Raw genomic sequence first — 26,650 nt, 5'->3', positions numbered from 1 at the left:
GGGACGCTAAGTACCTGCCGTTGCCCTGGGGTCTCCGGTAGATGACCTCGCCGTTACTTGCCAGCCCGATCATGCGGCCACCGCGACCCCGGCGAATTCGGCGACCGTGGTGACGGTGGCGAACCCGCAGTCGCGCATCACCTCGACGCCGATCTCGTGCAGCCGCGGGGTCTGCGCCGCGCAACAGTCTTCGAGCAGCGTGACCTCGAAGTCGCGCATGATCGCCGAGCGCACGGTGCTCTCGACGCAGAAGTTCGTGACCACTCCGCACACCACGAGTTCCGTCGCGCCCAGCCCGCGCAGCAACGGTTCGAGCGAGGTCCACTGGAACGCGTCGAGACGGCACTTGTCGACAATCAGATCGTCTGCATTCCTGTTCAGATTGTCGACAACGTCTCCGTCCCAACTGCCGGCGAGCAGTCCGCCCACGGACGCGAGATCCTGGCTGCGCCCGGCCAGCCAAGGGCCTTCGTCGTGGTAGCCGGGGCGGTAGACGTGCCGTGTGAAGATCACCGGCAGGCCCGTTTCGCGGGCGTGCTCGACGGCGATCGCGGCATTGGCCACGGCCTCCCCGGCGCCGGACAGGGCCATCCCGAGCTTCGGCAGCGAGCCGTCCGGATGGCAGAAGCCGTTCTGCATATCGACGACGATCAGGGCCTTCATCACGCGACCTCCAGTTCCTTCTCACGGCGGAAACTCGGCATGCCCAGCGGTGTCGCGCCCTTCGGCGGCCGCCAGGCGTTCGGTTTGCAGGCGTCGTGGCACGCGCCCTCGGTCGAGCAGCACAGGGAGCAGATCGTGCCGCCGTGGTGCGGGCAGGTCGCCATGTCGACCACGTCGTAGCTGCCCTCGCACACCGAGCACGGCAGTTCGCCGTCGTTCGCCGGCAGTTCCGACAGGCGCGCGAGGTACCAGCGGCCACGGGTCGCGAGCGCGACGATCGGAGGTAGGACGACCGCGACGGCGAGCGCGATGAACGGGGACAGCGCGGCCGCGGTCACCCCGAAGGCGCCGTAGTACGCGATCATCGAGACCACCCCGGCGACGATCATCGAGCCGAAGCCGACCGGGTTGACGTGGTAGAGGTGCGCCCGGTGGAACACCAGGTCCGGCGGCGCGAGCTTGAGCCAGCGCTTGTTGATCACCAGGTCCGCGACCATCGCCCCGATCCAGGCGACGCCGACGTTCGAGTACCACGCGAGCACTTCGACGATGTGGTTGAAGATGTCGATCTCCATCAGCGCCAGGGACAGCCCGACCTGGAGGAAGACCCAGGCCGCGCGCCCGGGGTGGCGGTGCAGCAGCCGCGAGAAGAAGTTCGACCAGGACAGCGAACCCGAGTAGGTGTTCATGATGTTGATCTTGATCTGGGACAGCAGGACCAGGACCCCGGCCAGAATCAGCGCGACCGTGTGGTTGCCGGTCAGCCGTTCGTAGACGGCGGTGAACAGGTCCACCGGCACGCCGACGTGCGCCGCGTCGAGTTTCGTCGAGGCGTAGCCGACCAGCAGGGTCGAGGCGAAGAAGATGCCGACGGCGAACAGCGAGAAACCCGGCCCGCCCATGATCACCGCGAGCCGCCACCGGCTCCGGTTCTTCGCCTCCGGGTCGGGCATCAGGCGCAGGTAGTCGCCCTGCTCCCCCACCTGGGTCGCGAGCGAAAGGTTCGCGGCGGCGATGGTGAACACCGCGATCACCGTCAGTCCGGCGAGCCCGGCGGGCGAGACAGTCGCCGGATGGACCATGTTGTGCCCGGCGTCCGGCGCGGTCGCGGCGGTGGCGAGCGCGATACCGATCAGTGCGATCCAGATCGGCCACGTCCACGCCTGGAACTTCGAACTGAACGACATCCCGTACAGCGTCAGCGGGATCATCACCGCCGAGACGACGACGTAGGACAGGTGGATGTCCAAACGCGTCAGTGCGGTGACCGCCTGCGCCATGATCGCGCCCTCGTAGGCGAGGAAGATCAGCGTGTACGTCGCGTAGACCAGCGACGTGAGCGTGGAACCGAGGTAGCCGAACCCGGAACCTCGGGTGAGCAGGTCGATGTCGACGTGCTTGCGCGCGATGGCGAACGCGATCACCAGCGTCAGCGGCAACGTCACCGCGGCGGCGACGAGGAAACCGGCCAGTGCGTTCGTGAACCCGAACGCGTCCACGAACGCCGCGTCCAGCGCGTAGCCCGCCATCGCGGAAATGCCCACCAGGCAGGACAGGAAGACCATCCAGGGCGACCACTTGCGGAACGCCGCGGGTGTGTAGCGCAGCGAGTAGTCCTCCATCTGCGGATTGTCAGCGAGGCCCATTCTCGATCCCTTCGCTCGGATTCGCCGAAAGCTCTCAGCGCCGTATTGCCACCGCGTATCCGCTTTCGCTGCGCCCGGTTACGCCTCTTTCCCGTTCTCGGGTATGCGGTTCGACCTGCGCTTTCCCACATTCCGGTCGCGATTCCGCCGGGACCGGCCGCCACTCGGCCGCCTCGTGTGTGCGCTGATCAGCGCGGGCGTAACCTCGAAGCCATGCCTGCTTTGCGCTCCCGAACCACCACGCACGGCCGTAACGCCGCGGGCGCCCGTTCCCTGTGGCGGGCCACCGGCATGACCGACAGCGACTTCGGCAAGCCGATCGTGGCGATCGCCAACTCCTACACCCAGTTCGTGCCGGGCCACGTCCACCTCAAGGACCTCGGCGAGATCGTGGCCGAGGCGGTGGCCGAGGCCGGGGGTGTGGCGCGGGAGTTCCACACGATCGCGGTGGACGACGGGATCGCCATGGGCCACGGCGGCATGCTCTATTCGCTGCCCTCGCGCGAGATCATCGCCGACTCCGTCGAGTACATGGTCAACGCGCACCAGGCCGACGCGCTCGTGTGCATCTCGAACTGCGACAAGATCACCCCGGGCATGCTCAACGCCACGATGCGGCTCAACATCCCGACGGTGTTCGTCTCCGGCGGGCCGATGGAGGCCGGCAAGGCGGTCGTGCTCGACGGGGTCGCGCACCCCTCCAGCGACCTGATCACGGCGATCTCGGCTTCGGCCAGCAGTTCCGTCGACGAGGACGGTCTGTCCGCTGTGGAGCGTTCGGCCTGCCCGACCTGCGGCTCGTGCTCGGGCATGTTCACCGCGAACTCGATGAACTGCCTCACCGAGGCACTCGGGCTTTCCTTGCCGGGCAACGGTTCCACGCTCGCCACGCACGCCGCCCGGCGCGCGCTGTTCTCCGGCGCCGGCCGCACGGTCGTCGAGCTGGCGAAGCGGTGGTACGAGAAGGACGACGAAAGCGTGCTCCCCCGGTCGATCGCGACCAGGGAGGCGTTCGAGAACGCGATGGCGCTCGACATGGCGATGGGCGGCTCCACGAACACCGTGCTGCACATCCTCGCCGCCGCGCAGGAGGGCGAGGTCGACTTCACGATCGCGGACATCGACGCGATCGGCCGCCGCGTGCCGTGTGTGTCCAAGGTCGCGCCGAACTCCGACTACCATATGGAGGACGTGCACCGCGCCGGCGGCATCCCGGCGATCCTCGGCGAGCTGTACCGCGGCGGACTGCTCAACACCTCGGTGCGCTCGGTGCACTCGCCCTCGCTCGAGCAGTGGCTGTCCACCTGGGACATTCGTGCCAAGGAGCCATCGGCCGAAGCGCTCGAACTGTTCCACGCCGCGCCCGGCGGGGTCCGCACCACGGAGGCGTTCTCGACCGAGAACAGGTGGTCTTCCTTGGACGTGGATGCCGCGGCCGGATGTGTTCGAGACCTCGAGCACGCGTACACCAAGGACGGCGGGCTGGCGATCCTGCGCGGGAACCTCGCGGAGAACGGCGCGGTGATCAAGGCGGCCGGGATCGACGAGGAGCTGTGGCGTTTCGAGGGTCCGGCGCATGTGCTGGAGAGCCAGGAGGATGCCGTCTCGGCGATCCTGGGCAAGAAGATCCAGCCAGGCGAGGTCCTGGTGATCCGCTACGAAGGCCCCGCCGGCGGGCCGGGGATGCAGGAGATGCTGCACCCGACGGCGTTCCTCAAGGGCTCGGGGCTGGGCAAGAAGTGCGCGCTGATCACCGATGGCCGGTTCTCCGGTGGTTCCTCGGGGATCTCGGTCGGCCACATCTCACCGGAGGCGGCCGCGGGCGGCGTGATCGGCCTGGTCGAGAACGGTGACCGGGTCCTGATCGACGTGCACGAGCGGAAGCTCGAACTGCTGGTCGAGGACGAGGTGCTCGCCGAGCGCCGCGCGAAGATGGACGCGAGCGAGCGCCCGTGGCAGCCGGAAGCGCGGCAACGCCCGGTCACCGCCGCGCTACGCGCCTACGCCCGGATGGCCACCTCCGCCGACACCGGCGCCGTCCGCGACTACACCCGCTGACCCCTCTCGCCCCCTGTGAGCCCGGCTCACAGGGTTACCGGCGGAAGAGGAAGGTGACCGCCACGACGGCACCCGCGGCGAGTATGAGGCCGACGATGCCGAAGGGCACGGGACGGTGGCGCCACGGGGTGTTCGTGTCGATCGAAATCCCGCCGGGACCGGTGAACAGCAGGGCCAGTGCGATACCGCCGAGCACCAGGTGGTACTCGAACCCGCCGCCGCTGCCGAGGAAGAAACCCGCCTGATACTTGAGATAGACCGCGTTGGCGGTGACCGAGAGCAGCGCCGCCGCGGCGGCCGGGGTGAACAGGCCGAAGATCAGCAGCGCTCCACCGGCGATCTCGGTGACCCCGCCGACCCACGACAACACCGTGAGCTGGCTCGTGTAGCCCTGATCGCCGAGGATGCGCGAGAATTCGCTGATCCCCGGGCCACCCCACAGCCCGAACACCTTCTGCAGCCCGTGCGCACCGAGCGTGCCGCCCAGCACGAGGCGCATGATCAGCAGCCCGAAGCTCAGCCCGCCGTGCCACTGGGGCGTTCGGCCCTCGTCGTAGCCGAGGCGATCTTCGGGCTCGGACAGCGCGGTGCCCCCGTCGACCGCGTCGTGATAGCCGGAGTCCTCGAAAAGGTTGTGCCGGCCATAGTCATCGCTTTGGGTTGTCACGCCGCGCAGAGTAGAGCACTACCCCCGTTCGAGTGAACAGCTACCGCGCTCAATATTCGCCGTGCACCAGATTGTTCGGCAGTTCACCGCCCGCGTACCGGGCGATTTCCGCGGCGGCGACCGCGTACGAACGGCGCGCCGCGTCACGCACCGTGCCCGCCACATGCGGGGTCAGCAGCAGGTTGGGCGCCGTCCACAATGGATGCTCCGGGGGCAGCGGCTCGGGGTCGGTCACGTCGAGTGCCGCGCTCAGGCGGCCGGAGTTCAGTTCCGCTACCAGTGCGCCGGTATCCACGATCGGCCCGCGCGCGGCGTTCACGAGCACCGCGCCGTCGGCCATCCGAGCCAGGAACGCGGCGTCGACCATCCCGGGGGTGCGGGAGGTCAGCGGCACCACCAGCACCACGACGTCCTGGTCACGGAGCAGTCCGGGCAGCTCGTCGACCGACCGGATGTCGTCACGGGCCCGCATGCCGACCATCGTGACCACCGTGTCGAACGGCTCGAGCCGGCGGCGCAACTGGTTGCCGAGGTCGCCGGCGCCGACGATCAGCACTCGCTTGTCCTGCAACGTGTCGGTACCCCGGCGATGCCACCGTCCGGCGGCGTGATCGGCCGCGAACGAGCCCAGCTCACGATGCATCGAAAGCAGGACCGCGACCACCCATTCGGCCGTACTGCCGCCATGCGCGCCCCGGCAGGTCGACAGCAGCACGCCCTCGGGGACGAGACCGACCCACTGCTCGGCACCCGCGGACAGCAACTGGATGAGCTTGAGGTTCGGCAACTGCTCCAGCAGGCCGGCACGGGTTCCGGCCGGGTGCGCGCCCGGGATGAGGACCTCGGCCTTCGCGGCTTCCGGCGGCAGCGGTTCACCGGGGGTGTAGACGACGGGTTCGACTTCGATGAGCTCGGAGAGCGCCCGCACGCCGTCCTCGCCGGGGACCAGGACAGTGATCGTCATGCCCCGAACTTAGCCGGGCCACTCAGTCGAGACAGAACTCGTTGCCCTCGACGTCCTGCATCACGAGGCACGACTCGTTGTAGGCATCGGCGCGCAGCAGTCGCACGCGTACCGCGCCGAGCGCGACCAGTCGTGCGCACTCCGCCTCGAATGCGGCGACGCGCTCTTCACCCACGAGCCCGGTGCCGACCCGCACGTCGAGATGTACCCGATTCTTCACGACCTTGCCTTCGGGAACGCGCTGGAAGAACAGCCGCGGGCCCACGCCCGTCGGATCAACGCAGGCGAACGCCGCGCCCTGGCGGTCGGGCGGCAGCGAGCGGTCGAAATCGCCCCAGGTGGCGAACCCGTCCGGTGGCGGCGGTACGACATACCCCAGCACCTCGCACCAGAACCGGGCGACGCGCTCAGGTTCCGCGCAATCGAAGGTGACCTGGATCTGCTTGACCGCCATCGGTCCACTGTAGAGGTGGGCCGTCATCCCGAGATACGGGCGTCGATGCCGTCGAGGAGGAAATCGAGGCCGATGCGGAAGGTTTGGTCGGCGTCCAGGTGGGCCGCGTCGCGGACGACCGTGGCCAGCGCGGGGAATCGGCCGGTCGCGAAGGTCCGCTCCAGATAGGGCCCGAGCGTTTCCTGCCACTGCCGCTTGCCCATGCCGGAGGCCCGCTCGGCGCGCCGTTCGGCGATCTCCCGGCGCACCGCGCCGATGACGTAGGCGTCGACAGCTTCGACCACCGGCATGACGAGGTCCACGTCCACGCCCCCCATCGAGGCCAGCACGGCCTCTCCCCTCGCCATCGAGTGCGGCCCGAGCCGGGGCCGCCCGCCGATCAGGTCGGCGAGCCATTCGTGCTGGTGGACGGCCTGCCGGGTGGTTTCGGCAAGGGAGCGCAGTACCTCTCGCCACCCGTCTCCGGTGGGCCGGATCTCGGCGTGGACCGCATCGACCATGAGGTCGAGCAACTCGTCCTTGGTGGCGATGTAGCCGTACAGCCGCATCGGCCCGACGTCGAGCGCGGCCGCGACCTTACGCAGCGACACCGCCTCCAGGCCATCCGCGTCGGCCAGCCGGATCGCCGCCCGGACGATCCGCTCCCGGCTCAACGGGGCCGGCACCGGTCGATCCGGTGGCTCCGGCCGTTCCCACACCAACATGCCGCCGACAATACATCGTAGGGTCAGATACAGTGTATTATACCAATACAGTGTATCGAGAGGGGAAGTCATGACGATCGCCGTCGTCGGAGCCGGGCTGGGTGGCCTGGCCCTCGCCCGGGTGCTGCACGTGAACGGGATCGACGCCGTCGTGTACGAACGTGAATCGTCACGCGACGCTCGTGGTCAGGGCGGCATGCTCGACATCCACTCCGGCCAGCAGGCCCTGCGCGAGGCCGGTCTGATCGACCAGTTCTCCGCGATTGCCCGTGGCGAAGGCCAGGACATGCGTCTTCTCGAGCCGGACGGCACCCTGCTGCTCCACGAGGACACACCCGAAGACGCCCCGCTCGATCGACCCGAGGTCGACCGCGCCGATCTGCGCAACCTGCTGCTGGATTCCCTCCCGGAAGACGTGGTGCGCTGGGGGCACGCATTCGCCTCCGCCGGAGGCGGCCTGCTGCACTTCGCCAGCGGCAGCAGTGCGGCGTACGACCTGCTGGTCGGCGCGGACGGCGCGCAGTCCCGGGTCCGCGCACTGCTCACCGACGCCCGCCCGGCGCATATCGGCCAGAACGTCGTCGAGATCGGCATTCCCGACATCGACCGCACGCACCCCGACCTCGCGGCGATGGTCGGGCGCGGCAACTACTGGGTGCTCGGCGACGGGCTTTCCCTGGCGGCGCAGCGCAACGGCGACGGGCGCGTTCGTATCGGCATCAGCTTCTACAACACCGCCGAGGACTGGTTCGCTACCAGCGGGATCCCGTTCGACGACCCGCCCGCCGCCCGGGCGCGGCTGATCGACCTGCTCCCCGGCTGGGACTCACGGTTCACCACGTTGATCGCGGCCTGCGACGACACGGTCGTGCCGCGGTCGATCACCACTCTCCCGGCCGGCCTGACGTGGCCGTCCAAGCCAGACGTCACGCTGCTCGGCGATGCCGCGCACCTGATGCCGCCGGTGGGAGAGGGCGCCAACATGGCGCTGCTCGACGGCGCCGTGCTCGGTCTCGCGCTGGCCGCGCACCCGGACGACTTCCCCGCCGCCGTCAGGGAATACGAAGGCGAGATGTTCGAACGCACCGGCGCCGCCGCCCGGATGTCCGCACGGATCCAGGAAATGCTGACCTCGCCGGACGCCAGCCGGAGGGTGCTCGAGTTCTTCCGACCGGGGACTCACCGTCGATGACATGTCGCTCTGAAGTGACCGGCGCTGATGCCTACTTCCGGACCAGCAGGATCCAACGACCCCGGAATTCGGTTTCACGGCTGCGCCTGCCGGCGGGTGTTGTGGAAGGCCGTGATCTGCCCGCGGTCGCCGTTCTTGACCAGCACGAAGGTCTGCACAGAGTCGTGATCTGGGCCTGGTGCCCCCTCATTGGCAAGCGTCACCGCACCCGAGGTGACCATGATCGCCACATCCGGGCGGACGAGCCGCAGCGATTCGGGCCGCTGGGAGTCCGCGTGATCGACCACAACCAGCCGGGAGCCGGCAAGTGGCCCCTCGAGGAGCGGTCGATGAGCATCCCCGATGGCCTGGCGACCGTACCCGTGCAGTCCGTTCCACGCGACGAAGCTGGCATCGTCGGTGAACAGCGACGCATAGCCCGCGGCGTCGCCGCGGTTCCAGGCGTCTTGCAGGGCCTGGCCGACCTCAAGGATGGCCCGGCGCTCGGCGGGTTCGTCGAACATGACTTCTCCAGGCGAGACCGGTGTGGAGGACGCGCAGCAGCGGATCGTGGCGGCCCAGCTCGCGTCCGTTCACCGGGTGCTGTTCGCCGAAAGCGCCAGGCGCATCCTTGCCGACCAGCCGCGCGATGACATCCGACAGGTCCTCGCGGAGTCGGCGAGCCGCGCATTTGACCTGCTCGAGCCGGCCGTGGGCCACTACGGCCGCAAGGCCTGACCTGGCAGGTTGCGTTCTCGACCAGCACCGGGCGGTGGCCGATCGCGTTCGACGCGGATGGCATAGCTCGGGGACTCACCAGTGACTCACGGGCGCCCGCCTAGGCTGGAAGCCTATGCGCATTCGGTGGGGACGGGCTCCGTGGCTGGTCGCGGCCTGCGGTGTCCTGCTGGCAGGCTGCGCGAGCTTCGACGACCGCGCGGCGGGCCAGACGTTCGAGCCGGCGCCGCAGTTGAGCGCACCCGCCGGCCCGCAGCCCCAACTGCCCGAGATCGACGGCAGTTCGGGGTCCGCTACGCCGCGGCCCAGCGCACCGCAGACATCCATCCCCCCGCCCCAGGGCTGCACGGACTTCGACAAGGCGGTCATCGCGACCTGCCTCGACACCGTGTCGACGGTGGCCGCCCTGCCGGGCACCGAGTCGGGCCCGGCCGCGCTCGCGGGCGAGCGTAAGAGCGGCCGGGTCCTGCAGGTCATGACGGGCGCGCAGCCCACGGAGCTGATCAAACTCGACGTCGACGCGACCGGCGACGGAGGCCTCACCGGCCTGGCCTTGTCGCCGACGTACTCCGAGGATCAACTGGTCTTCGCGTACATCACCACGGCGACGGACAACCGTGTCGTGCGCTTCACGAAAGGCCAGCAGGCGAAGCCGATCCTGACGGGAATTCCCAAGGGCCCGACGGGCAACCGTGGCGCGCTGGCCACCGACGGCAAAGGTGCCCTGCTCGTCGCGACGGGTGACGCAGGCAATCCGTCGGCCGGGGCCGACCCGAACTCGCTGGCCGGCAAGATCTTGCGGATCGACACGGCGGGCAACCCGGCGGCGGGCAACCCGACCCCCGGCTCGCGGGTGTACGCCACCGGGCTGCGTTCGCCGGGCGGGCTGTGCAAGTCCGCCGACGCGAGCCGGATCTGGGTGACCGACCACGGTGACACGGCGGATCTGCTGTTCCGGGTGCAGGCGGGCGCCCCACTGTCGACGCCGGTGTGGACCTGGCCGGACAAACCGGGTCTCACCGGCTGCGCGGACACCGGTCAGTCGCTGATGATCGCGACCTCGACGGCCGGGAACCTGCAGCAGGTCCCGATCACCCTCGACGGTTCGGTCGGCGGGCAGCCCAAGGCGGTCATGGACGGGAAGACCGGGATCGGTTACGGCCGGTACGGCGGGATGGACCCGCTGAACGCGCAGTACGCCGTCGTGGGCACCGTCAACAAGGACGGCGGCAAGCCCGTGTCGAGCGACGACCGGGTGGTCGTCATCCAGCTACAGCCGAACTCCGGCGGCGGCAACGGCAAGGACTGACGATCAGCGCCGCCGCAGGGCGCGCACGTCGAGCACCGCCGCCGCCACCGAAACTGCCCCGCACAGCATCGCCACGTACCGGCCGAAGCCGCCGTAGAACGCGACGCCGCCCTCCTGCTGCAGGAAGTCGCGTACGTCGGCGCTGAACTGCCAGCCCATCCCGAGCCACGCCAGCACCATCAGCATCAGCGCCACGGCGGCCGCGATCAGCCACAGATGCGGCAGCCCGCTGCGCCGGACCACCGGGCGCTGACCGAGCAGCACGACCGCCACCCCCGCCAGCGCCAGCAGCATCGGGCCGGACCAGGCCAGGAAACCCGTCGTGAACGCGTCGCGCGCGACCTCGTTCTGGGGCAGCGAGTTCAGCGCGTCCTCGATGTCCTGCCTGGTCGCGGACAGATTCGTCCACGGCAGGAACAGGGACCCCGCGGCGACGAGACCCGCGCCGAGGGCCACCCATTCCCGCCAGGAAACCCGCGCCGGCGAGTACGCCGGCGCCGGGTCCGCACGCCTCAACTCAGGCGCCGACCCGCTCGATGATCAGTTCCCGCACGCGCTTCGCGTCCGCCTGTCCCTTGGTCGCCTTCATGACCGCGCCGACGATCGCGCCCGCGGCCTGGACCTTGCCGCCGCGGATCTTGTCCGCGACGTCCGGCTGCGCGGCCAGCGCCTCGTCGACCGCGGCGAGCAGCGCCGAGTCGTCCGAGACGACCTTGAGGCCCCGCGTCTCCACCACGTCGTCGGGCTCGCCTTCACCGGCCAGCACACCCTTGACGACTTCGCGTGCGAGCTTGTTCGTCAGCTCACCGGAGGCCACCAGTTCGGTCACCCGCGCGACCTGCGCCGGGGTGATCGGCAGCGTGGTCAGCTCGACGTCGCGCGAGTTCGCTTCCTGGGCAAGGAAGTTGACCCACCAGCCGCGTGCCTCGCCGGGCTTCGCGCCCGCCGCGACGGTCGCCTCGACCAGGTCGACCGCGCCCGAGTTGAACAGGTCGCGCAGCTCCTCCGGCGTCAGGTTCCACTCCGTCTGGATGCGCTTGCGCCGGTCCGCCGGCTTCTCCGGCATCGTCTTCCGCAGCTCGTCGACCCACTCGCGCGAAGGCGCGATCGGCACCAGGTCGGGCTCCGGGAAGTACCGGTAGTCCTCCGCGGTCTCCTTCGTGCGCCCCGCGGACGTGGTGCCGTCGGACTCCTGGAAATGCCGCGTCTCCTGCGTGACAGTGCCACCGCCGGCGAGCACCGCGCCCTGCCGCGTCATCTCGTACCGGACGGCCCGCTCGACGCTGCGCAGCGAGTTGACGTTCTTCGTCTCCGTGCGGGTGCCGAACTCCGTCGCACCGCGAGCCATCAGCGAAACGTTCGCGTCGCACCGCAGGGAGCCCTGATCCATCCGGACGTCCGAGACATCCAGCGCGCGCAACAGATCCCGTAGCGTGTTCACGTACGCGCGCGCCACCTCCGGGGCGCGCTCGCCGGTGCCCACGATCGGCTTCGTGACGATCTCGATCAGCGGCACGCCCGCGCGGTTGTAGTCCAGCAGCGAGTAGTCCGCGCCGTGAATCCGCCCAGTGGCGCCGCCGACGTGCAAGGACTTGCCGGTGTCCTCTTCCATGTGCGCGCGCTCGATCTCGACCCGCACGACCTCACCGTCATCGAGCGTCACGTCGAGGTACCCGTCGAACGCGATCGGCTCGTCGTACTGCGAGGTCTGGAAGTTCTTCGGCATATCCGGGTAGAAGTAGTTCTTCCGCGCGAACCGGCACCACCGCGCGATCTCGCAGTTCAGCGCGAGCCCGATCCGGATCGCCGACTCGACCCCCTTGCCGTTGAGCACCGGCAGCGCGCCGGGCAGGCCGAGGCAGGTCGGGCAGACGTGCGTGTTCGGCTCGCCGCCGAACACGTTCGGGCAGCCGCAGAACATCTTCGTGTTCGTGTTGAGCTCGACGTGCACCTCGAGCCCCAGCACCGGGTCGTAACGCTCGATGACCTCGGCGTAGTCCATCAGGTCGGCGACCGCGGTCACGCGAGCGCTCCTTTCAGCTCGGGAAGACGGCCCAGGATGTCACCGCGCGCCAGTTCGTAGGCCGCGCCGACCCGGTAGAGCCGGTCGTCCGCGAGCGCGGGCGCCATGATCTGCAGCCCGACCGGTAGACCGTCCTCATCGGACAGTCCGCTGGGGACGCTCATGGCGGCGTTGCCGGCCAGGTTGGCCGGGATCGAGCAGATGTCCGACAGGTACATGGCCATCGGATCGTCGACCCGCTCGCCGATCTTGAACGCCGTGGTCGGCGTCGTCGGCGAAACCAGCACGTCGACCTTCTCGAACGCGGTGTCGAAGTCACGCGTGATGAGCGTGCGCACCTTTTGCGCCGAGCCGTAGTAGGCGTCGTAGTAACCGGAGGACAGCGCGTACGTGCCGAGCATGATGCGGCGCTTGACCTCCGGACCGAACCCCGCCTCGCGCGTGAGCGACATGACCTCTTCGGCGCTGTGCTCGCCGTCGTCGGCGACGCGCAGCCCGTAGCGCATCGCGTCGAACCGGGCGAGGTTCGACGAGCACTCGCTCGGCGCGATCAGGTAGTAGGCCGGCAGCGCGTAGACGAAGCTGGGGCAGGACACCTCGACGACCTCGGCGCCCAGCTCCCGCAGCTGCGCGACCGCGCCCTCGAAGGACCGCAGCACGCCACCCTGGTAGCCCTCGCCGGAAAACTCCGTGACCACGCCGACCTTGACGCCCGCGAGGTCGCCGCGCAGGCCCTCGCGGGCGGCCGCGACGACCGGCGGCACCGGCGCGTCGATCGAGGTCGAGTCCATCGGGTCGTGCCCGGCGACGACCTCGTGCAGCAGGGCGGCGTCGAGCACGGTGCGGGCGCACGGGCCCGCCTGGTCGAGCGAGGACGAGAAGGCCACCAGCCCGTACCGCGAAACCCCGCCGTAGGTGGGCTTCACGCCGACCGTGCCGGTCACGGCGCCGGGCTGGCGGATCGAGCCACCCGTGTCGGTGCCGATCGCCAGGGGCGCCTCGAACGCCGCGACCGACGCCGACGAACCACCGCCCGAACCGCCGGGGATGCGCGCGTGGTCCCACGGGTTGTGCGTCGGGCCGAAGGCCGAGTTCTCCGTGGACGAGCCCATCGCGAACTCGTCCATGTTCGTCTTGCCGAGGATCGGCACCCCGGCCTCGCGCAGCTTGCGCGTCACCGTCGCGTCGTAGGGCGGGATCCAGCCTTCGAGGGTCCTGGACCCGCAGGTGGTCGGGATGCCCTTGGTCGTCAGCACGTCCTTGAGCGCGAGCGGCACGCCGGCCAGCGGCGACACCGGCTCGGGTGCCTCGTCGACCGCCTTCGCCGCGGCGAGCGCGCCCTCGGCGTCGACGTGCAGGAAGGCGTGCACCAAGTCGTCGACCTGCGCGATGCGGTCGAGGTGCGCCTGGGTGACCTCGACCGAGGACACCTCGCGGCGATGGATCTTTTCGGCCAGTTCGGCGGCGGTGAGCCGTGTTAACTCGGTCACTGTTCCTCCCCCAGGATCCGCGGGACCCGGAAACGCCCCTCTTCGGCGGACGGTGCGCCGGCCAGCGCCTGCTGCTGGGTCAGCCCGGGACGCTCGACGTCCTCGCGGAAGACGTTGGTCAGCGGCACGGCGTGCGAGGTGGGCGGAACGTCCTCGCTCGCGACCTCGCCGACCTTGGCCACCGAGTCCAGGATCTGGTCCAGCTGACCTGCGAAGACGTCCAGCTCTTCGTCGGTGACCGCCAGGCGGGCGAGTTTGGCGAGATGCGCGACCTCGGCACGGGAAATGTTGGGCACGCGGGCTTCTCCCGGGTTTACTGGTCATTGGGGTTTCGGCACCCGCAAGTCTATGGCCGCGGGACCGACCGGCTCGACCGGGTTATGCCAGGTTGCCACCGGAACGGTCTCGGAACGCGGACGGTGACTCCCCCTGGGACGCCGGGTCTGTCACAATCAGCGGCCGGCACGCGCTTCCCGGCAAGGCGGGAGCGCCCAGTCCCGAAAGGGGATCGCGTTGTCCTTCCTGATCCGGGTGCAGCTCCCGGACTCGCCGGGGACCCTCGGGGCGGTCGCGACGGCGCTGGGCACGATCGGGGCGGACATCCTCAGCGTGGACGTCGTCGAACGCGGCGGGGGCGTCGCGATCGACGACCTGGTGATCGAACTGCCGTCCGGCCGGCTGCCCGACGCGCTGATCACCGCGGCGGAGAGCATCCCCGGCGTCGAGGTCGACGCGGTCCGCCCGTACGCGGGCGTCCTCGACACCCACCGTGAGCTGGAACTCGTGGAGGAGATCGCGGGGCAGCCGGCCACCGGGCTGGAGGTCCTGGTCGAGGGCGTGCCGCGGATCATCCGCGCGGGCTGGTCGATCGTGGTGTCCACCACCGACGACCGGATCCAGCGCCTGGCCTCCTCCAGCGCCGCACCCGAAGCCCCGATCGAGCACCTGCCGTGGCTACCGCTGGAACGCGCCACGATCCTCGACGCCGAGGACGACTGGGTGCCGGAGACCTGGCAGGAGCTCGGCACGGAACTCGCCGCGACACCGCTCGGGAAGCCGGGGAAGGCACTCCTGATCGGCCGCCCCGGCGGCCCGATGTTCCGGGCCGCCGAAGTGGCGCGACTGGCTCATTTCGCCGGAATCGTCGCCGTCGTCCTCGACGGCTGAGGAGCGGCCAAATCAACACGGGGCAGGTCGGGATCGTGCTCTACACCGGCCGGCAGACCCTCCCGTTCGGTCCCCGCTTCCGCGCCATTCCCATCGGCGCGCTCTGGGGGACCCCCGCGCTTTGATCATCGCGCGGGGGCCCTTCGCACCTCACTCGTCGAGGAGGTCCTCGATCGTGATCGGGATGTGGCGGACCCGGACGCCGGTGGCGTTGTAGACGGCGTTCGCGACGGCGGCCGCCATGCCGACCGTGCCGATCTCGCCCAGCCCCTTCGCGCCGACGGCGTTGTGCAGGGTGTCCGGGTACTCGACGAAATGGACGCCGACCTCGGGGACGTCCGCGTTCACCGGAAGCAGGTAACCCGCGAAGTCGCCGTTGGCCTGCCGCCCGTTCGCCTCGATCTCCAGGCCCTCGTGCAGCGCGGCCGACACGCCCCAGATCATGCCGCCCATGATCTGGCTGCGGGCCGCCTTCTCGTTGATGATCCGGCCGGCGTCGAACACCCCGAGCAGGCGCGACACCCGGGCCTCACGCGTCCACCGGTGCACGCGAACCTCGCAGAACTGGGCACCCCACGAGCTGAACGAGTGCTTGGTCAGCTCTTCGCCGGGCGCCGACGAACCGGTCGCGGAGATCGACGAGCGGTTCAGCGCCCGCAGCAGTTCGCCGAACGTCATGGTCCGGCCGCCGGCCAGCACCCGGCCGTCCGCGTACGAGACCTCCTCGCCCTCGAACGGCGCGCCCGGGGCCGACGCCAGCGCGACGAGATCGTCGATCACCGTGGCCGCGGCGATCATGATGGCGGTGCCCGCGCTCGCCGTCGCGGTCGAGCCGCCGGACATGCCACCCGGTGGGAGCGCCGAGTCGCCCAGCCGGGGCGTGACCTGCTCGGGCGGGATGTCCAGCGATTCGGCTCCGACCAGGGAAAGCACCGTCAGCAGGCCCGTGCCCGGGTCCGCGCCGCTGGTCGAGACCACGGCCGTGTCGTCCGCTCGCAGCGTCACCTCGACGGTGGCCGGGAACCGCAGGGCGGGGAACATCGCGGTCGCGGTGCCGAGCCCCACCAGCCAGTCGCCGTCGGTGCGGCCGTGCGGCGCGCGGTTCGCCCAGCCGAAACGCTGCGCGCCGATGCGGAAGCACTCGTCGAGATGCTTGCTCGACCACTGCAGGTCCTTGCCGGGCGGTGCGGTCGAGTTGTTCCGCAGCCGCAGTTCGATCGGGTCCATGTTCAGCGCGACCGCCAGTTCGTCGATCGCGCTCTCCAGCGCGAAGGATCCGGGCGCCTCGCCGGGCGCGCGCATGAACGTCGTCGGCGGGACGTTCAGCGGCACGATCTTCTGGCTGATGGCCAGGTTCTGGGTGGCGTACCACTCCCGCGAGGTGCCGTGCGAGGTCGGCTCGACGAACGACCGGTCGGCGCCCGTGCTGCACACCGAGTCATGGCGCAACGCGATCAGGGTGCCGTCCGCGTCCGCGCCGAGGGAGATCTTCTGCACGGTCGCCGCGCGGCCCGCTGTCGCGGTGAAGACCTGTTCCCGGGTCAGCGCGGCCTTGACCGGGCGGCCGATGTCCCTGGCGGCGGCCGCCGCGAGGAACGCCGGCACAGACGTGCGCCCCTTGCCACCGAACGCCCCGCCCACGAACGGGTCGATCGCGCGGACCGACGACGGATCGATGTCCAGTGCACTGGCCAGCTCCGCCGCCTGGAGGTTGGCACCCTGGTTTCCGCTGTAGACGGTCAGCACGCCCGCCTCCCACACCGCGACCGCGGAGTGCGGCTCCATCGCGGCATGGTTCTGCGGCGCGGTGGTGTACGTCGCGCCGACGACCACCGGGCTCGCCGCCAGCGCGTCCTCAATGGACTCGACGCCATCCGCGAGGATCTCCAGGGCGGGTGGCTCCTGCCGGGCGGTCGGCGACGCGTCCTCGGCCGAGTCGAGCCCGCCCTCCAGCGAAGTCAGCGCCGGTCGCTCGTGATACGTGACCTCGATGAGCATGGCCGCGTCCCGGGCCTGCTCGAAGGTCTCCGCCACCACGAACCCGATCGGCTGGCCGTAGTAGGTGACTTCCTTGTCCTGCAAGGGAACCCAGGTGTCGCCCAGTATCGGCGAGGTCGGTGTGCGCAGCTCCAGCGGGTCGAACGGCGAGTACACGGCGAGCACCCCGGGCGCACCGCTCGCCGCGGCGAGGTCCATGGCCGCGATTTCCCCGTGCGCGATCGTGCTGACGACGACGTACCCGTAAGCCATACCGGGAAAGTTGTGGTCCGACCCGTACCGGGCCTCACCGGTGACCTTCAGCGGCCCGTCCAAACGGTTCGTCACCGGTGGCTCCCCTCGGTCAGTTCGAGTAGCGCGCGGACGACGGTCCGCCTCAGCAAGGACAGCTTGAAACCGTTGGCGGCCAGGGGCCTGGCTCCTTCGGCCGCGACCGATGCCGCGTTTTCGAAGGACGCGGGGGTCGCGGGCGCGCCGCGCAGTGCCGCCTCGACCGCGGGCAGCCGCCACGGCACGGTGGCCACGCCACCGACCGCCACCCGGGCGTCGGCGACGCGCGAGTCCTGGATGTCCAGGGCGACCGCGGCCGAGCACAGCGCGAACTCGTAGGACTGCCGGTCCCGCACCTTGACGTAAGTGGAGCGCGACGCCCAGTCCAGCCGCGGTACGACCACCTCGGTGATCAGCTCGCCAGGTCGCAGATCGTTCTCGACCTCCGGCGTTTCGCCTGGCACGCGGTAGAAATCGGCCAGCTTGAGCACACGCTCACCGCCGGCACCGGCCAGCCGCACCTCGGCGTCCAGCGCGACCAGCGCGACAGCCACATCGCTGGCATGCGTCGCCACGCAGTTGTCGCTCGTGCCAAGCACGGCGTGCGTCCGGTTGGCGCCCGAGATGGCCGGGCAACCGCTGCCCGGCCGGCGCTTGTTGCACGGCATCGCGACGTCACGGAAGTACGTGCACCGCGTGCGCTGCAACAGGTTTCCGCCGATACTGGCCATATTGCGCAGCTGCTGGGATGCGCTGAGCAGCAGCGCGCGAGAGATCGCCGGGTAGACACCGGGATGCGCGGCGATGTCGCCCATCCGCTCCAGCGCGCCGATCCGCAGGCCGTCGCCGGTGTCGATACCGCGCAGTGGCAGGCCGTTGATGTCCACGACCTGTTGCGGGGTCAGGACATCGAGTTTCATCAGGTCGACGACGGTCGTCCCGCCGGCGAGGAAGGTGCCGGGTGCCGAGAGCGCCGCTTCGACGGTGGCGGGTGCCGTGAGCTCAAACGGACGCATCAGCCTGCCTCGCGTGTTCGATTGCCGCGACGATGTTCGGATAGGCCGAACAGCGGCAGATGTTGCCGGACATGAATTCCCGGACGTCTTCGACGCCGTCGCGGACCGCGGCCACCGCGGACATGAGCTGTCCCGGTGTGCAGAACCCGCATTGCAGGGCGTCGGCGTCGACGAACGCGCGCTGGACCGGATGCAGACCGTCCTCCGTGGATAGTCCTTCCACCGTGGTCACCTGCTGTTTCACGGTGGCAGCCAGGGTGAGGCACGAGAGCACGGGCTTGCCGCCGACGTGCACCGTGCAGGCGCCGCACTGGCCCCGGTCGCAGCCCTTCTTCGGACCGGTGATGTCGAGGCGCTCGCGCAACGCGTCCAGCAGCGTCACACCGGGCTCGACGCTCAGTCGTTCGGTCCTGCCATTGACTTCGAGTGAGATGTCCAACTGGATCTTTCCCCAGATCGTCGGTAGCGGAAGCCTGAGGGCATGGATGTGGAGGTCGTGGCGAACCGGATATTCATCCGCTCGACCACGCCGCCCAGGCTAGCGGATTACAATCCGCTTCGCACCGTGGAGTTGCTCCAGCTTCGGGTGCCGGCGAGGTGAACGGTCAGGAGGGACGATGACGACGGGAGCGGTCAGCCCGCGGCGGGCGGACACCCGGCGCAACCACGAGCGCATCCTTGCCGCGGCCGCGGCGGCGCTGGCCGGTTCGGGCGAGGTTTCGTTCAACAGCATCGCGAAGAAGGCCGAAGTAGGGGTCGGCACGGTGTACCGGCATTTCCCCACGACCGAGTCGCTCATCCTGGCCGTGTACCAGCGCGAGCTGCGACATCTCGTCGACGTCGTGCCCAGCCTGCTCGAAACGCACAGCGCGGAACAGGCTTTCCGGATCTGGATAAGCGATCACCTGGCGCGGTACATGATGACCAAGCGGGGCCTGGCGAACGCCCTGCACGCCGCGGCGGGGTCACGCGGGGAGCTGCCGGCGAACACCTACGAGGCCGTGGTCGGCGCGGTCTCCACCCTGCTGGAGGCCAACGTCGAGGCGGGCAACGTGCGCGCCGACCTCGATCCGGCGACGGTCGTGCGCGGGCTGGGCGGCCTGTTCTACCTCGACCCGGCCGGCGACTGGCGGAGCCAGACCAGGAGCCTCATCGACCTGCTGTGGCGCGGCATGCGCACGGACGGCTGCCGATGACGAACGGGCGGCGGGGGTGGATGTCAGATGTCCGTAACCAGCTTGACCGGCTGGCCGGTGACGTCCGCCACGGTCTCGAAATCATGATCGTCGCACAGTACGGTAAGCCGCTCACGCTCTGCCGTAGCGGCTATGAGCAGGTCAACGGGGCCGGCTGACCGATGCCCCCCGGTCTCCGTGAGCACCTGTTGGACTTCTTCTGCGCGTTCCCAAACTTGTTCGCTCATCGGCACCCAGCCGAACACCTCATCCAGCAGCCGCCGCTTCTCCAGCCGGTCCGCAAGCGATCGTGCGGAATAGAGGAACTCCAACTCGACGACAGGACAGATCGCGATAACGCCTGCGGCGAGCTGATCGGACCATGCCTGCCGTAGTTTGTCCTGCACGATCCGGAACAGGCCGGACGTGTCAATCAGGTACAACGCTGGGGTCACCTGCGGTAGGCCGCCTTGTTACCGACGAACTCATCGAAGTCACCGCGATCTGCCATGTCTCCGAGCCGGGCCAGCGCCCGCAGACGTACGAGCCGCTGCCCGACTTCGCGGAGGGCGGCGTTGACCGTTTCCTTCTTCGTCTTGGTGCCGAGGACCTCAGCCGCCAAGGACAGAGCCTCCTGGTCGATCTCGATCGGGGTCTTCACCGTAGTCATGCGACGCCTCCTCTGTGCGAACACGTCGAGGATATCACAGATATCTAGCGTGGATATCCGCGATGTCTTGCCGCCGGGCGCGGGCGGATCACACCTCCACCGCGAAAGCGCGCAACCACACTCCGGGCACCGGCTGCCAGTCGCGGTCCGGGAGGCGGGCGAAGCCGAGCCGTCCGTACAGGCGGTGCGCGGTCTTCATCGCGTCCAGGCTGGACATCACCACCCGCCGGAGGCCGAGTTCGCGAGCGCGGTCGAGTACCGCACGGGTGAGCGCCTCGCCGACGCTGCGGCCCCGCGCGGACGGGCTGGTCGAGAGCATCCGGAACTCCAGTTCGTCCTCGCGGGAGATCTCGGAGTACCGGGTGCCCGAGCGCACGACGGTGACCGAACCGAGCAGCTCACCGGCCGGGTTCACCGCCACGAGCAGTTCGGCGTGCTCGGCGCGACCGGCCGCGTCGGACAGCGTCTGCACGTACTTCGGATCCGCGGAGAGCAACCCGTCCGCGTCGTAGGCGGCGACGGCCAGCGCGCCGACCTCGCCGAACTCCGCCGGCAACGCCGCGCGCACCACGATCTCACTCACCCGGCTCCTCCTCCCCCGCCGGCAGCGCCACCTCGGCCGCCGCTTCGGGACCGCTGTCGAGCAGGACCTGGAACCCGCTCTCGTCCAGTACCGGCACCTTCAACTGGACCGCCTTGTCGTACTTCGAGCCCGGGGCATCGCCGACCACGACGAACGCCGTCTTCTTCGACACCGAGCCCGCCGCCTTGCCGCCGCGCGACATGATGGCCTCCTTGGCCTCGTCCCGCGAGTACGTCGAGAGCGATCCCGTCACCACGATCGACAGGCCTTCGAGGTTGCGCGGGATCGACTCGTCCCGCTCCTCCGCCATCCGGACCCCGGCGCGGCGCCATTTGTCCACGACCTCGCGATGCCAGTCGACGGTGAACCACTCCGTCACCGCGGCCGCGATGGTCGGCCCGACACCGTCCACATCGGCCAGTTCCTCCTCGCTCGCAGCCTCGATCCCCGCCAGCGAACCGAACTCGCGCGCCAGCGCCTGCGCCGCCGTCGGCCCCACATGCCGGATCGACAGTGCCACCAGCACCTTCCACAGTGGACGATCCTTGGCCGCGGCCAGGTTCACCAGCAGCTTGCGCGCGTTCGCCGAGAGCTCCCCCGCCTTGGTGCGGAACAGCTCCACCTGCCCGAGCTTCTCCTCGTCGAGGTCGAAGATGTCACCCTCGTCGAGGACCACCCTCGACTCCAGCAGCGCCGTGGCCGCCTCGTAGCCGAGCATCTCGATGTCGAACGCGCCGCGCCCGGCCAGATGGAACAACCGCTCCCGCAGCTGCGCGGGACAGGACCGGGAGTTCGGGCATCGGATGTCGACATCGCCCTCTTTCTGGTGCGCCAGCCGCGTGCCGCACTCCGGGCAGTGCGCGGGCATCACGAACTCGCGCTCGTCACCCGTGCGGGAGTCGACGACCGGGCCGAGCACCTCGGGGATCACGTCACCGGCCTTGCGGATCACCACGCGGTCCCCGATCAGCACCCCTTTGCGCTTGACCTCCTCGGCGTTGTGCAGGGTCGCCATCGCGACGGTGGAGCCCGCGACCTTCACCGGCTCCATCACCGCGAACGGCGTGACCCGGCCGGTGCGCCCGACGTTGACCTGGATGTCGAGCAGCTTCGTGATCGCCTCCTCCGGCGCGTACTTGTACGCGATGGCCCAGCGGGGGGCGCGTGACGTGGTGCCGAGCCTGCGCTGCAGCGACACCTGGTCGACCTTGATCACGATGCCGTCGATCTCGTGCTCGGCGTCATGGCGGTGCTCGCCCCAGTAGTCGATATGGGCGAGGATCTGCTCCGCGGTGTCGAACACCTTGCTGTTCGGCGAAACCGGCAGCCCCCATGCGGCCAGCGCGTCGTAGGCGTGCGACTGGCGCTCGGGTTCGAAACCCTCGCGCCGGCCGAGGCCGTGGCAGATCAGCCGCAGGCGGCGGCTGCGGGTGACCCGGGGATCCTTCTGCCGCAACGATCCCGCCGCGGTGTTGCGCGGGTTGGCGAACGGCGGCTTGCCCGCCTCGACGAGTTTCGCGTTGAGATCCAGGAAGTCCTCGACGCGGAAGAACACCTCGCCGCGCACCTCGACCAGCCCGGGCACCGGGAACTCGCGGGTGCCGGTCAGCCGCTCGGGCACCTGCTCGAGAGTGCGGACGTTCAGCGTGACGTCCTCGCCCGTGCGCCCGTCCCCGCGGGTGAGCGCGCGCGTGAGCCTGCCCTGTTCGTAGAGCAGGTTGATGGCCAGCCCGTCGACCTTGAGCTCCGCCAGGTACTGCGTGGACCCGCCGACCTCGCGCTCGACGCGCTCGATCCAGCCCAGCAGCTCCTCGGTGTCGAAGACGTTGTCCAGGCTCAGCATCCGCTCGAGATGGTCGTACGCGGCGAACTCGGTGGAGAACGTGCCGCCCACGTTCTGCGTCGGCGAATCCGGCGTGGCCAGGGAGGGGTACTGCGCCTCCATCGCCTCGAGCCGGTGCAGCAACTCGTCGAACTGACCGTCGGAGATCGTCGGCGAATCCAGCACGTAGTAGCGGAACTGGTGGCCGCGGACCTCGTCCGCGAGCGCGCCGTACCGCTCCCGCACGTCGGCGGGCACGTCCTGGACTTCCTGGGATTCACTCACAGCCGGTAAGCCTAGTCAGTACGTCCGACAGTTTCGTCAGATCGTCCGGCCGAGGCCGCGGACCAGTTCACGCAGTTCGAGCAGCGACATCGACGCCGCGGGTTCGGACTCGGCGGCCTCCACTCTCCGTAGCCGCTCACCTGCCAAGCGCTCGCCCAGCGTGGCGTCGAGCGGCAGGAACGTCATGGCCGACCGGGCCGCTTCGTCGAGCTCGGCCAGTTCCGGGTGGTACACCTCTACGTCCACCATCCCGTCCTCGACCCGCGCGCCGACCCGGAACTCGCCGAGCGAGATGCGCCGGCCGCCGAGGTTCACCGCCACTTCCGAGGGATCGGGCACCGGGGGAACCGAGTCGTGATACTCCCAGATGGCGTCCTCTTCGGGCGCGGCCTCACGCCACGCGTCGGTATACGGCCGCACCGCCGGGTCCTCCTGGCCCGTCACGACGAGCGCGTAGATCGCACGCTGACCACGTTCGAGCGAAAAGTGGAGATCGGGGTGCAGCGCGGCGACCGCGACGGACAGCTCGTGCTCGACCCGCTGGGGCTCCCGGTCGCCGAGCGCGGCGTTGACCTCAGGGAGCAGTTCGAACCACCGGCGCCAGAACACCCCGGCCGCCACGGCGGGATCCTCGGGCACTTCCTGCGCCGGCCACGGGGTGCGCGGATCGGGAACCTCGTCTTCGGGCTTCCTGCGCCGGAACCATCGCATCCTGCGTGTTTACCAGCCTTCGGGCGGCTCCACGAACGCTTTGCCCAGATCGCGGGTCAGCGACAGCGCGCGGCGCAGCCAGCCGGCCTTCGCCCCGGCGAGACCGCAGGTCGGGGTGGGCACGGCGCGTTCGGCGAGCACCGACCGGTTGAAGCCGAGGCGATCGGTCAGCCGCAGCGCGGGCGCGGCGACCTCGCGCAGGGTCGGCGGTTTCTCCGGCGCGAGCGCAGGGACGAGGCCCAGGAACAGGTGCACCCCGCTGTCCCACGCCTCACCGAGTTCGTCGAGGAGCTTCGCGGGTGAACCGTCGAGCAGCGTGGCGTCGAGCGCGAGCGCACCGGCGCCTGCCGAGCGCAGCAGCCCGACCGGCGGGCGCGGCGCGCAACAGTGCACCACGACGGGCTGGCCGGTGATCGCCCCGGCGCGCTCGATGACGGTGGCGAGCAGGTCACGAGCCTCGGGCTCCGCGACCGCGGCGACCGTGCCGTAACCGGAGGGCGTCGACAGCGAACCGGCGAGGACGTCGGGCAGCGTCGGCTCGTCGAACTGGACCACGACCTCGGCGCCCGTGCGGGACTTCAATTCGGCGACGTGCGCGGCCAGGCCCTCGAGCATCGACTCGGTGAACTCGCGGACGGCGCCGGCGTCAGTGAGCACGCGATGCCCGCGCGGCAGCTCGATCCCCGCCGCGAGCGTCCACGGCCCGGCGATCTGGGTCTTGATCACCCTCGCGCCCTCCGCCGCCTCATGCACCGCGTCGAGGTCCCAGCGCAGGAGGTCGACCGCGCGGCGGTGGTCGCGGCCGGGATGCGCGGCGACCCGGTACCCGCTGGGCACCTCCTCGATCGCGAGGTCCACGAGGAACGCGGAGGTTCGCCCGATCAGGTCAGCGCCGACGCCGCGTGCGGGAAGCTCGGGCAGGTGCGGGAACTCGGGTAGCTCGCCGAAGACGATCGCGGCGGCTTCACCCGCGTCGGTTCCCGGCATGGAACCGACGCCGGTCGCGGCTCCGGAGGGCCAGGCTCGTTCACTCACCCCGCCATTGTGGCCGGTGACCCGGCCGGCGGCGGCACGCACCCCCGGGGACCGCTCCCCGAATGAATTACGACATTTCTCCGCAATTCGCCTCGACGCTCGCCGTTCCGCCTTTTCTCTGGCTACCCTTTGGGCGCATGACGAATGATTCGCGGCGAGCCGGCGGCGGCACGCTGTTCACCGAACCGGTCCTGGTGGTGAACCAGAAGGCGAAGCTGGTCGAGACGGTGACCGAATTCGGCGTCTTCGACCAGCACGGCCGCCCGCTCGGCGCGGTGGTCGAGGTCGGCCAGACCCGGCTACGCAAAGCGATCCGGTTGTTCACGAATTACGACCAGTTCCTGACTCATGTTTTCGAAGTCCGCGATGCCGGCGGAAGCGTCGTGCTGAAAGTGACCAGGCCCGCCAAAATGGTGCGGTCCCGGTTCGTGGTGACCCGCGCCGACGGCACTCCGATCGGCGAGATCGCGCAGGAGAGCGTGTTCGGCAAGATCCGGTTCTCGTTCACCGCCGGCGGGCAGCCGGTCGGCCAGTTGCGCGCGGAGAACTGGCGCGCATGGAACTTCTCCATCACGGACGCGGCCGGCACCGAGGTCGCGCGCGTCACCAAGACCTTCGCGGGGGTGCTGAAGGAGGCCTTCACGACGGCGGACAACTATGTGGTCGAGGTGTACGACCACCTCTCCGATCCGCTCGCCAGCATGGTCGTCGCCGCCGCGCTGACCGTCGACACCGCACTCAAGCAGGACCAGCGCGACACGTGACAGGCGTCTCAACATCGTCCTGTAGACAATCCGACCGTGAGCGTTTCAAAGTAATTCGAACCGGTACGGAAGGGACGATGAGGTCGCGTGGAACCACTTGCCGAGGACGCAGCACGATCGTGGACCGAGCCTGGCGTCTACTCGGTCGCGCCCGGCGTCTACCGCATCCCCTTGCCCCTGCCCAACGACGGGCTGCGCGCGGTCAACGTCTACGCCGTCACCGACGGAACCGAACTGGTGATGATCGACTCCGGCTGGGCCCTCGACGAGGCGCGTGAGCAGTTCCAGGCCGCGCTGAAAGGGATCGGCGCGGAACTCGGGGACGTGACCCAGTTCCTGGTCACGCACGTGCACCGCGACCACTACACCCAGGCGGTCGCGCTACGGCGCGAGTTCGGCAACCGGATCGCGCTGGGCGAGCACGAGCGGACCTCGCTGGAGATCACCGCGAACCCCGAACGCGAACCGGTCAACACGCACCTGCGGCTGCTCGGCGAGGCCGGCGCGGAACCGGTCCTCGACGAGTTGCGGCGGTTCTTCGACGGCACGCGCAACACCGAGGCGTCCATCTGGGAGATGCCCGACGAGTGGCTGACCCCCGGCCGCCGCACCGTGCTGGGCAGCCGCGCGCTCGACATCGTGCACACGCCGGGGCATACGGCCGGGCACGTCGTGTTCGACGACGCGGCGGCCGGCCTGATGTTCACCGGTGACCACGTCCTGCCGCACATCACGCCGTCGATCGGCTTCCAGCCCGGCGCGACACCGTTGCCACTGCGCGACTTCCTCGATTCGCTGCGGGTGGTACGCGGGATGCCCGACCGCCGGATGCTGCCCGCGCACGGTCCGGTGTCCCCGAGCGTCCACGCCCGCGTCGACGAACTGCTGGCCCATCACGAAGACCGGCTGGAACACACCGCGAAAGCGCTTTCCGAAGGCGCATCGACGGCTTACCAGGCCGCGTTGAAACTGAGCTGGACACGACGGATGCGGAAGCTCGGCGAGCTGGACGTGTTCAACCAGATGCTCGCGGTGATGGAAACCAAGGCACACCTGGATCTCCTGGCGTACCAGGGAAAGGTGACGATGTCCGAAGTGGACGGCGTGCGGCACTACGCCATGGGCTAGTGTCCCGTGATCTTGTTTGCTGGTCAGGGCATCGAGTTGGCCCCTGGCGTCACCGAGTTGGCCCCACCGCTGCCGCCGAGGGCAAACTCACCGACCGCAAAGGCAAACACGGCAACGTAAACCGGACAGGATCACATAG

The 26,650-nt window shown here is 69.6% G+C and carries 28 protein-coding genes; 8 read left to right on the top strand and 20 right to left on the bottom strand.

The features are described from left to right. Positions 1-69: 69 nt before the first annotated feature. Complete coding sequence (locus FG385_RS21915) at positions 70-663, bottom strand: cysteine hydrolase family protein (protein ID WP_139098643.1); 594 nt, start codon at positions 661-663, stop codon at positions 70-72. Next, the gene (locus tag FG385_RS21910) at positions 663-2,309 is read right to left on the bottom strand and encodes a purine-cytosine permease family protein (RefSeq protein WP_139098642.1); all 1,647 of its coding nucleotides are present in this window, start codon (positions 2,307-2,309) and stop codon (positions 663-665) included. Before FG385_RS21910 ends, FG385_RS21915 begins: the two co-directional genes overlap by 1 nt. Positions 2,310-2,522: 213 nt before the next feature. Between FG385_RS21910 and ilvD the strand changes: the two genes are divergently transcribed. Continuing rightward, positions 2,523-4,367, top strand: coding sequence for a dihydroxy-acid dehydratase (gene ilvD / locus FG385_RS21905; RefSeq protein ID WP_139098641.1), 1,845 nt, complete (start codon positions 2,523-2,525; stop codon positions 4,365-4,367). A 34-nt stretch (positions 4,368-4,401) separates the two neighbouring features. Here the strand turns inward: ilvD and FG385_RS21900 are convergent, their stop codons facing one another. From FG385_RS21900 to FG385_RS21885, 4 genes are read right to left on the bottom strand one after another with little or no spacing between them, the layout of a single operon-like run. Next, positions 4,402-5,034: a DoxX family protein gene (locus FG385_RS21900; RefSeq protein WP_327436857.1), complete on the bottom strand. Its 633-nt coding sequence runs from the start codon at positions 5,032-5,034 to the stop codon at positions 4,402-4,404. A gap of 49 nt (positions 5,035-5,083) precedes the next feature. Beyond that, on the bottom strand, positions 5,084-5,998 hold the full coding sequence (locus FG385_RS21895; protein ID WP_139098639.1) for a 2-hydroxyacid dehydrogenase: 915 nt from the start codon (positions 5,996-5,998) through the stop codon (positions 5,084-5,086). Positions 5,999-6,020: 22 nt separating this feature from the next. Next, on the bottom strand, positions 6,021-6,452 hold the full coding sequence (locus tag FG385_RS21890; protein WP_139098638.1) for a VOC family protein: 432 nt from the start codon (positions 6,450-6,452) through the stop codon (positions 6,021-6,023). 23 nt (positions 6,453-6,475) lie between these two features. Further along, complete coding sequence (locus tag FG385_RS21885) at positions 6,476-7,156, bottom strand: TetR/AcrR family transcriptional regulator (RefSeq protein ID WP_139098637.1); 681 nt, start codon at positions 7,154-7,156, stop codon at positions 6,476-6,478. Positions 7,157-7,226: 70 nt separating this feature from the next. Here FG385_RS21885 and FG385_RS21880 point away from each other — a divergent pair, with 70 nt between their 5' ends. Then, a complete protein-coding gene (locus FG385_RS21880) occupies positions 7,227-8,348 on the top strand; it encodes an FAD-dependent oxidoreductase (protein ID WP_139098636.1) in 1,122 nt (373 codons plus the stop codon). 74 nt (positions 8,349-8,422) lie between these two features. Here FG385_RS21880 and FG385_RS21875 read toward each other — a convergent pair whose 3' ends face one another. Beyond that, positions 8,423-8,851 carry an SgcJ/EcaC family oxidoreductase gene (locus FG385_RS21875; protein ID WP_139098635.1) on the bottom strand — a complete coding sequence of 143 codons (429 nt, stop codon included), beginning with the start codon at positions 8,849-8,851 and terminating at the stop codon, positions 8,423-8,425. Between FG385_RS21875 and FG385_RS21870 the strand changes: the two genes are divergently transcribed. Both FG385_RS21870 and FG385_RS21865 read left to right on the top strand, forming a co-directional pair. Further along, the gene (locus FG385_RS21870) at positions 8,850-9,065 is read left to right on the top strand and encodes a hypothetical protein (RefSeq protein WP_139098634.1); all 216 of its coding nucleotides are present in this window, start codon (positions 8,850-8,852) and stop codon (positions 9,063-9,065) included. The genes FG385_RS21875 and FG385_RS21870 overlap by 2 nt on opposite strands. A 115-nt stretch (positions 9,066-9,180) precedes the next feature. Beyond that, entirely contained in the window at positions 9,181-10,374 is a 1,194-nt protein-coding gene (locus FG385_RS21865) for a PQQ-dependent sugar dehydrogenase (RefSeq protein WP_139098633.1), read from the top strand. 3 nt (positions 10,375-10,377) lie between these two features. Here the strand turns inward: FG385_RS21865 and FG385_RS21860 are convergent, their stop codons facing one another. From FG385_RS21860 to gatC, 4 genes are read right to left on the bottom strand one after another with little or no spacing between them, the layout of a single operon-like run. Then, the gene (locus FG385_RS21860; protein WP_139098632.1) at positions 10,378-10,890 is read right to left on the bottom strand and encodes a hypothetical protein; all 513 of its coding nucleotides are present in this window, start codon (positions 10,888-10,890) and stop codon (positions 10,378-10,380) included. 1 nt (position 10,891) lies between these two features. Beyond that, a complete protein-coding gene (gene gatB / locus FG385_RS21855; RefSeq protein WP_139098631.1) occupies positions 10,892-12,397 on the bottom strand; it encodes an Asp-tRNA(Asn)/Glu-tRNA(Gln) amidotransferase subunit GatB in 1,506 nt (501 codons plus the stop codon). Then, a complete protein-coding gene (gene gatA, locus FG385_RS21850; RefSeq protein WP_139098630.1) occupies positions 12,394-13,887 on the bottom strand; it encodes an Asp-tRNA(Asn)/Glu-tRNA(Gln) amidotransferase subunit GatA in 1,494 nt (497 codons plus the stop codon). Before gatA ends, gatB begins: the two co-directional genes overlap by 4 nt. Next, positions 13,884-14,183: an Asp-tRNA(Asn)/Glu-tRNA(Gln) amidotransferase subunit GatC gene (gene gatC / locus FG385_RS21845; protein ID WP_139098629.1), complete on the bottom strand. Its 300-nt coding sequence runs from the start codon at positions 14,181-14,183 to the stop codon at positions 13,884-13,886. The genes gatA and gatC overlap by 4 nt, the downstream gene beginning before the upstream one ends. A 217-nt stretch (positions 14,184-14,400) precedes the next feature. Here gatC and FG385_RS21840 point away from each other — a divergent pair, with 217 nt between their 5' ends. Continuing rightward, positions 14,401-15,054, top strand: a complete 654-nt coding sequence (locus FG385_RS21840) for an ACT domain-containing protein (RefSeq protein WP_139098628.1) — start codon at positions 14,401-14,403, stop codon at positions 15,052-15,054. A gap of 150 nt (positions 15,055-15,204) precedes the next feature. Here FG385_RS21840 and FG385_RS21835 read toward each other — a convergent pair whose 3' ends face one another. The 3 genes from FG385_RS21835 to FG385_RS21825 are packed head-to-tail and all read right to left on the bottom strand — an operon-like array spanning position 15,205 to position 18,777. Next, positions 15,205-17,379, bottom strand: a complete 2,175-nt coding sequence (locus tag FG385_RS21835; RefSeq protein ID WP_139098627.1) for a xanthine dehydrogenase family protein molybdopterin-binding subunit — start codon at positions 17,377-17,379, stop codon at positions 15,205-15,207. After that, positions 17,376-18,338 (bottom strand): FAD binding domain-containing protein, encoded by a 963-nt coding sequence (locus tag FG385_RS21830; protein WP_139098626.1) that lies wholly within the window; start codon positions 18,336-18,338, stop codon positions 17,376-17,378. The genes FG385_RS21835 and FG385_RS21830 overlap by 4 nt, the downstream gene beginning before the upstream one ends. Continuing rightward, the gene (locus FG385_RS21825; protein ID WP_139098625.1) at positions 18,325-18,777 is read right to left on the bottom strand and encodes a (2Fe-2S)-binding protein; all 453 of its coding nucleotides are present in this window, start codon (positions 18,775-18,777) and stop codon (positions 18,325-18,327) included. The genes FG385_RS21830 and FG385_RS21825 overlap by 14 nt, the downstream gene beginning before the upstream one ends. 178 nt (positions 18,778-18,955) lie before the next feature. On the opposite strand from FG385_RS21825, the gene FG385_RS21820 reads away from it, so the two are divergent. Next, positions 18,956-19,534 (top strand): TetR/AcrR family transcriptional regulator, encoded by a 579-nt coding sequence (locus FG385_RS21820; RefSeq protein WP_139098624.1) that lies wholly within the window; start codon positions 18,956-18,958, stop codon positions 19,532-19,534. 23 nt (positions 19,535-19,557) lie between these two features. Here FG385_RS21820 and FG385_RS21815 read toward each other — a convergent pair whose 3' ends face one another. From FG385_RS21815 to FG385_RS21790, 6 genes are all read right to left on the bottom strand, one after another. Next, entirely contained in the window at positions 19,558-19,968 is a 411-nt protein-coding gene (locus FG385_RS21815; protein ID WP_139098623.1) for a PIN domain nuclease, read from the bottom strand. Next, positions 19,965-20,183, bottom strand: coding sequence for a type II toxin-antitoxin system VapB family antitoxin (locus FG385_RS21810; protein ID WP_139098622.1), 219 nt, complete (start codon positions 20,181-20,183; stop codon positions 19,965-19,967). Before FG385_RS21810 ends, FG385_RS21815 begins: the two co-directional genes overlap by 4 nt. An 88-nt stretch (positions 20,184-20,271) precedes the next feature. After that, a complete protein-coding gene (locus FG385_RS21805) occupies positions 20,272-20,766 on the bottom strand; it encodes a GNAT family N-acetyltransferase (protein ID WP_139098621.1) in 495 nt (164 codons plus the stop codon). Then, complete coding sequence (ligA, locus tag FG385_RS21800; protein ID WP_139098620.1) at positions 20,759-22,873, bottom strand: NAD-dependent DNA ligase LigA; 2,115 nt, start codon at positions 22,871-22,873, stop codon at positions 20,759-20,761. The genes FG385_RS21805 and ligA overlap by 8 nt, the downstream gene beginning before the upstream one ends. A gap of 36 nt (positions 22,874-22,909) precedes the next feature. Continuing rightward, a complete protein-coding gene (locus tag FG385_RS21795; RefSeq protein WP_139098619.1) occupies positions 22,910-23,584 on the bottom strand; it encodes a hypothetical protein in 675 nt (224 codons plus the stop codon). Between the two features lie 9 nt (positions 23,585-23,593). Continuing rightward, complete coding sequence (locus FG385_RS21790) at positions 23,594-24,619, bottom strand: uroporphyrinogen decarboxylase/cobalamine-independent methonine synthase family protein (protein ID WP_139098618.1); 1,026 nt, start codon at positions 24,617-24,619, stop codon at positions 23,594-23,596. A gap of 137 nt (positions 24,620-24,756) precedes the next feature. Between FG385_RS21790 and FG385_RS21785 the strand changes: the two genes are divergently transcribed. Together FG385_RS21785 and FG385_RS21780 are read left to right on the top strand one after the other, a co-directional pair. Further along, positions 24,757-25,383 (top strand): LURP-one-related/scramblase family protein, encoded by a 627-nt coding sequence (locus tag FG385_RS21785; protein WP_235022718.1) that lies wholly within the window; start codon positions 24,757-24,759, stop codon positions 25,381-25,383. A gap of 87 nt (positions 25,384-25,470) precedes the next feature. Next, positions 25,471-26,511 carry an MBL fold metallo-hydrolase gene (locus tag FG385_RS21780; protein WP_139098616.1) on the top strand — a complete coding sequence of 347 codons (1,041 nt, stop codon included), beginning with the start codon at positions 25,471-25,473 and terminating at the stop codon, positions 26,509-26,511. The last annotated feature ends 139 nt before the right edge of the window (positions 26,512-26,650 follow it).

Origin of the sequence: Amycolatopsis alkalitolerans (assembly GCF_006152065.1) — a bacterium.
In the GTDB taxonomy this organism is placed as follows: domain Bacteria; phylum Actinomycetota; class Actinomycetes; order Mycobacteriales; family Pseudonocardiaceae; genus Amycolatopsis_E; species Amycolatopsis_E alkalitolerans.
This window is presented reverse-complemented; position numbering and strand designations above follow the sequence as displayed.

Excerpts from the sequence above, each read along its gene's own strand:
- FG385_RS21785 (WP_235022718.1), top strand. The coding sequence starts at position 24,757 with ATGACGAATGATTCGCGGCGAGCCGGCGGCGGCACGCTGTTCACCGAA.
- ilvD (WP_139098641.1), top strand. The coding sequence starts at position 2,523 with ATGCCTGCTTTGCGCTCCCGAACCACCACGCACGGCCGTAACGCCGCG.
- FG385_RS21890 (WP_139098638.1), bottom strand. The coding sequence starts at position 6,452 with ATGGCGGTCAAGCAGATCCAGGTCACCTTCGATTGCGCGGAACCTGAG.
- FG385_RS21830 (WP_139098626.1), bottom strand. The coding sequence starts at position 18,338 with ATGCGTCCGTTTGAGCTCACGGCACCCGCCACCGTCGAAGCGGCGCTC.
- FG385_RS21865 (WP_139098633.1), top strand. The coding sequence starts at position 9,181 with ATGCGCATTCGGTGGGGACGGGCTCCGTGGCTGGTCGCGGCCTGCGGT.
- FG385_RS21915 (WP_139098643.1), bottom strand. The coding sequence starts at position 663 with ATGAAGGCCCTGATCGTCGTCGATATGCAGAACGGCTTCTGCCATCCG.
- FG385_RS21880 (WP_139098636.1), top strand. The coding sequence starts at position 7,227 with ATGACGATCGCCGTCGTCGGAGCCGGGCTGGGTGGCCTGGCCCTCGCC.
- FG385_RS21870 (WP_139098634.1), top strand. The coding sequence starts at position 8,850 with ATGACTTCTCCAGGCGAGACCGGTGTGGAGGACGCGCAGCAGCGGATC.
- FG385_RS21795 (WP_139098619.1), bottom strand. The coding sequence starts at position 23,584 with ATGCGATGGTTCCGGCGCAGGAAGCCCGAAGACGAGGTTCCCGATCCG.
- FG385_RS21895 (WP_139098639.1), bottom strand. The coding sequence starts at position 5,998 with ATGACGATCACTGTCCTGGTCCCCGGCGAGGACGGCGTGCGGGCGCTC.
- FG385_RS21885 (WP_139098637.1), bottom strand. The coding sequence starts at position 7,156 with ATGTTGGTGTGGGAACGGCCGGAGCCACCGGATCGACCGGTGCCGGCC.
- FG385_RS21820 (WP_139098624.1), top strand. The coding sequence starts at position 18,956 with ATGACGACGGGAGCGGTCAGCCCGCGGCGGGCGGACACCCGGCGCAAC.
- FG385_RS21810 (WP_139098622.1), bottom strand. The coding sequence starts at position 20,183 with ATGACTACGGTGAAGACCCCGATCGAGATCGACCAGGAGGCTCTGTCC.
- FG385_RS21910 (WP_139098642.1), bottom strand. The coding sequence starts at position 2,309 with ATGGGCCTCGCTGACAATCCGCAGATGGAGGACTACTCGCTGCGCTAC.
- FG385_RS21875 (WP_139098635.1), bottom strand. The coding sequence starts at position 8,851 with ATGTTCGACGAACCCGCCGAGCGCCGGGCCATCCTTGAGGTCGGCCAG.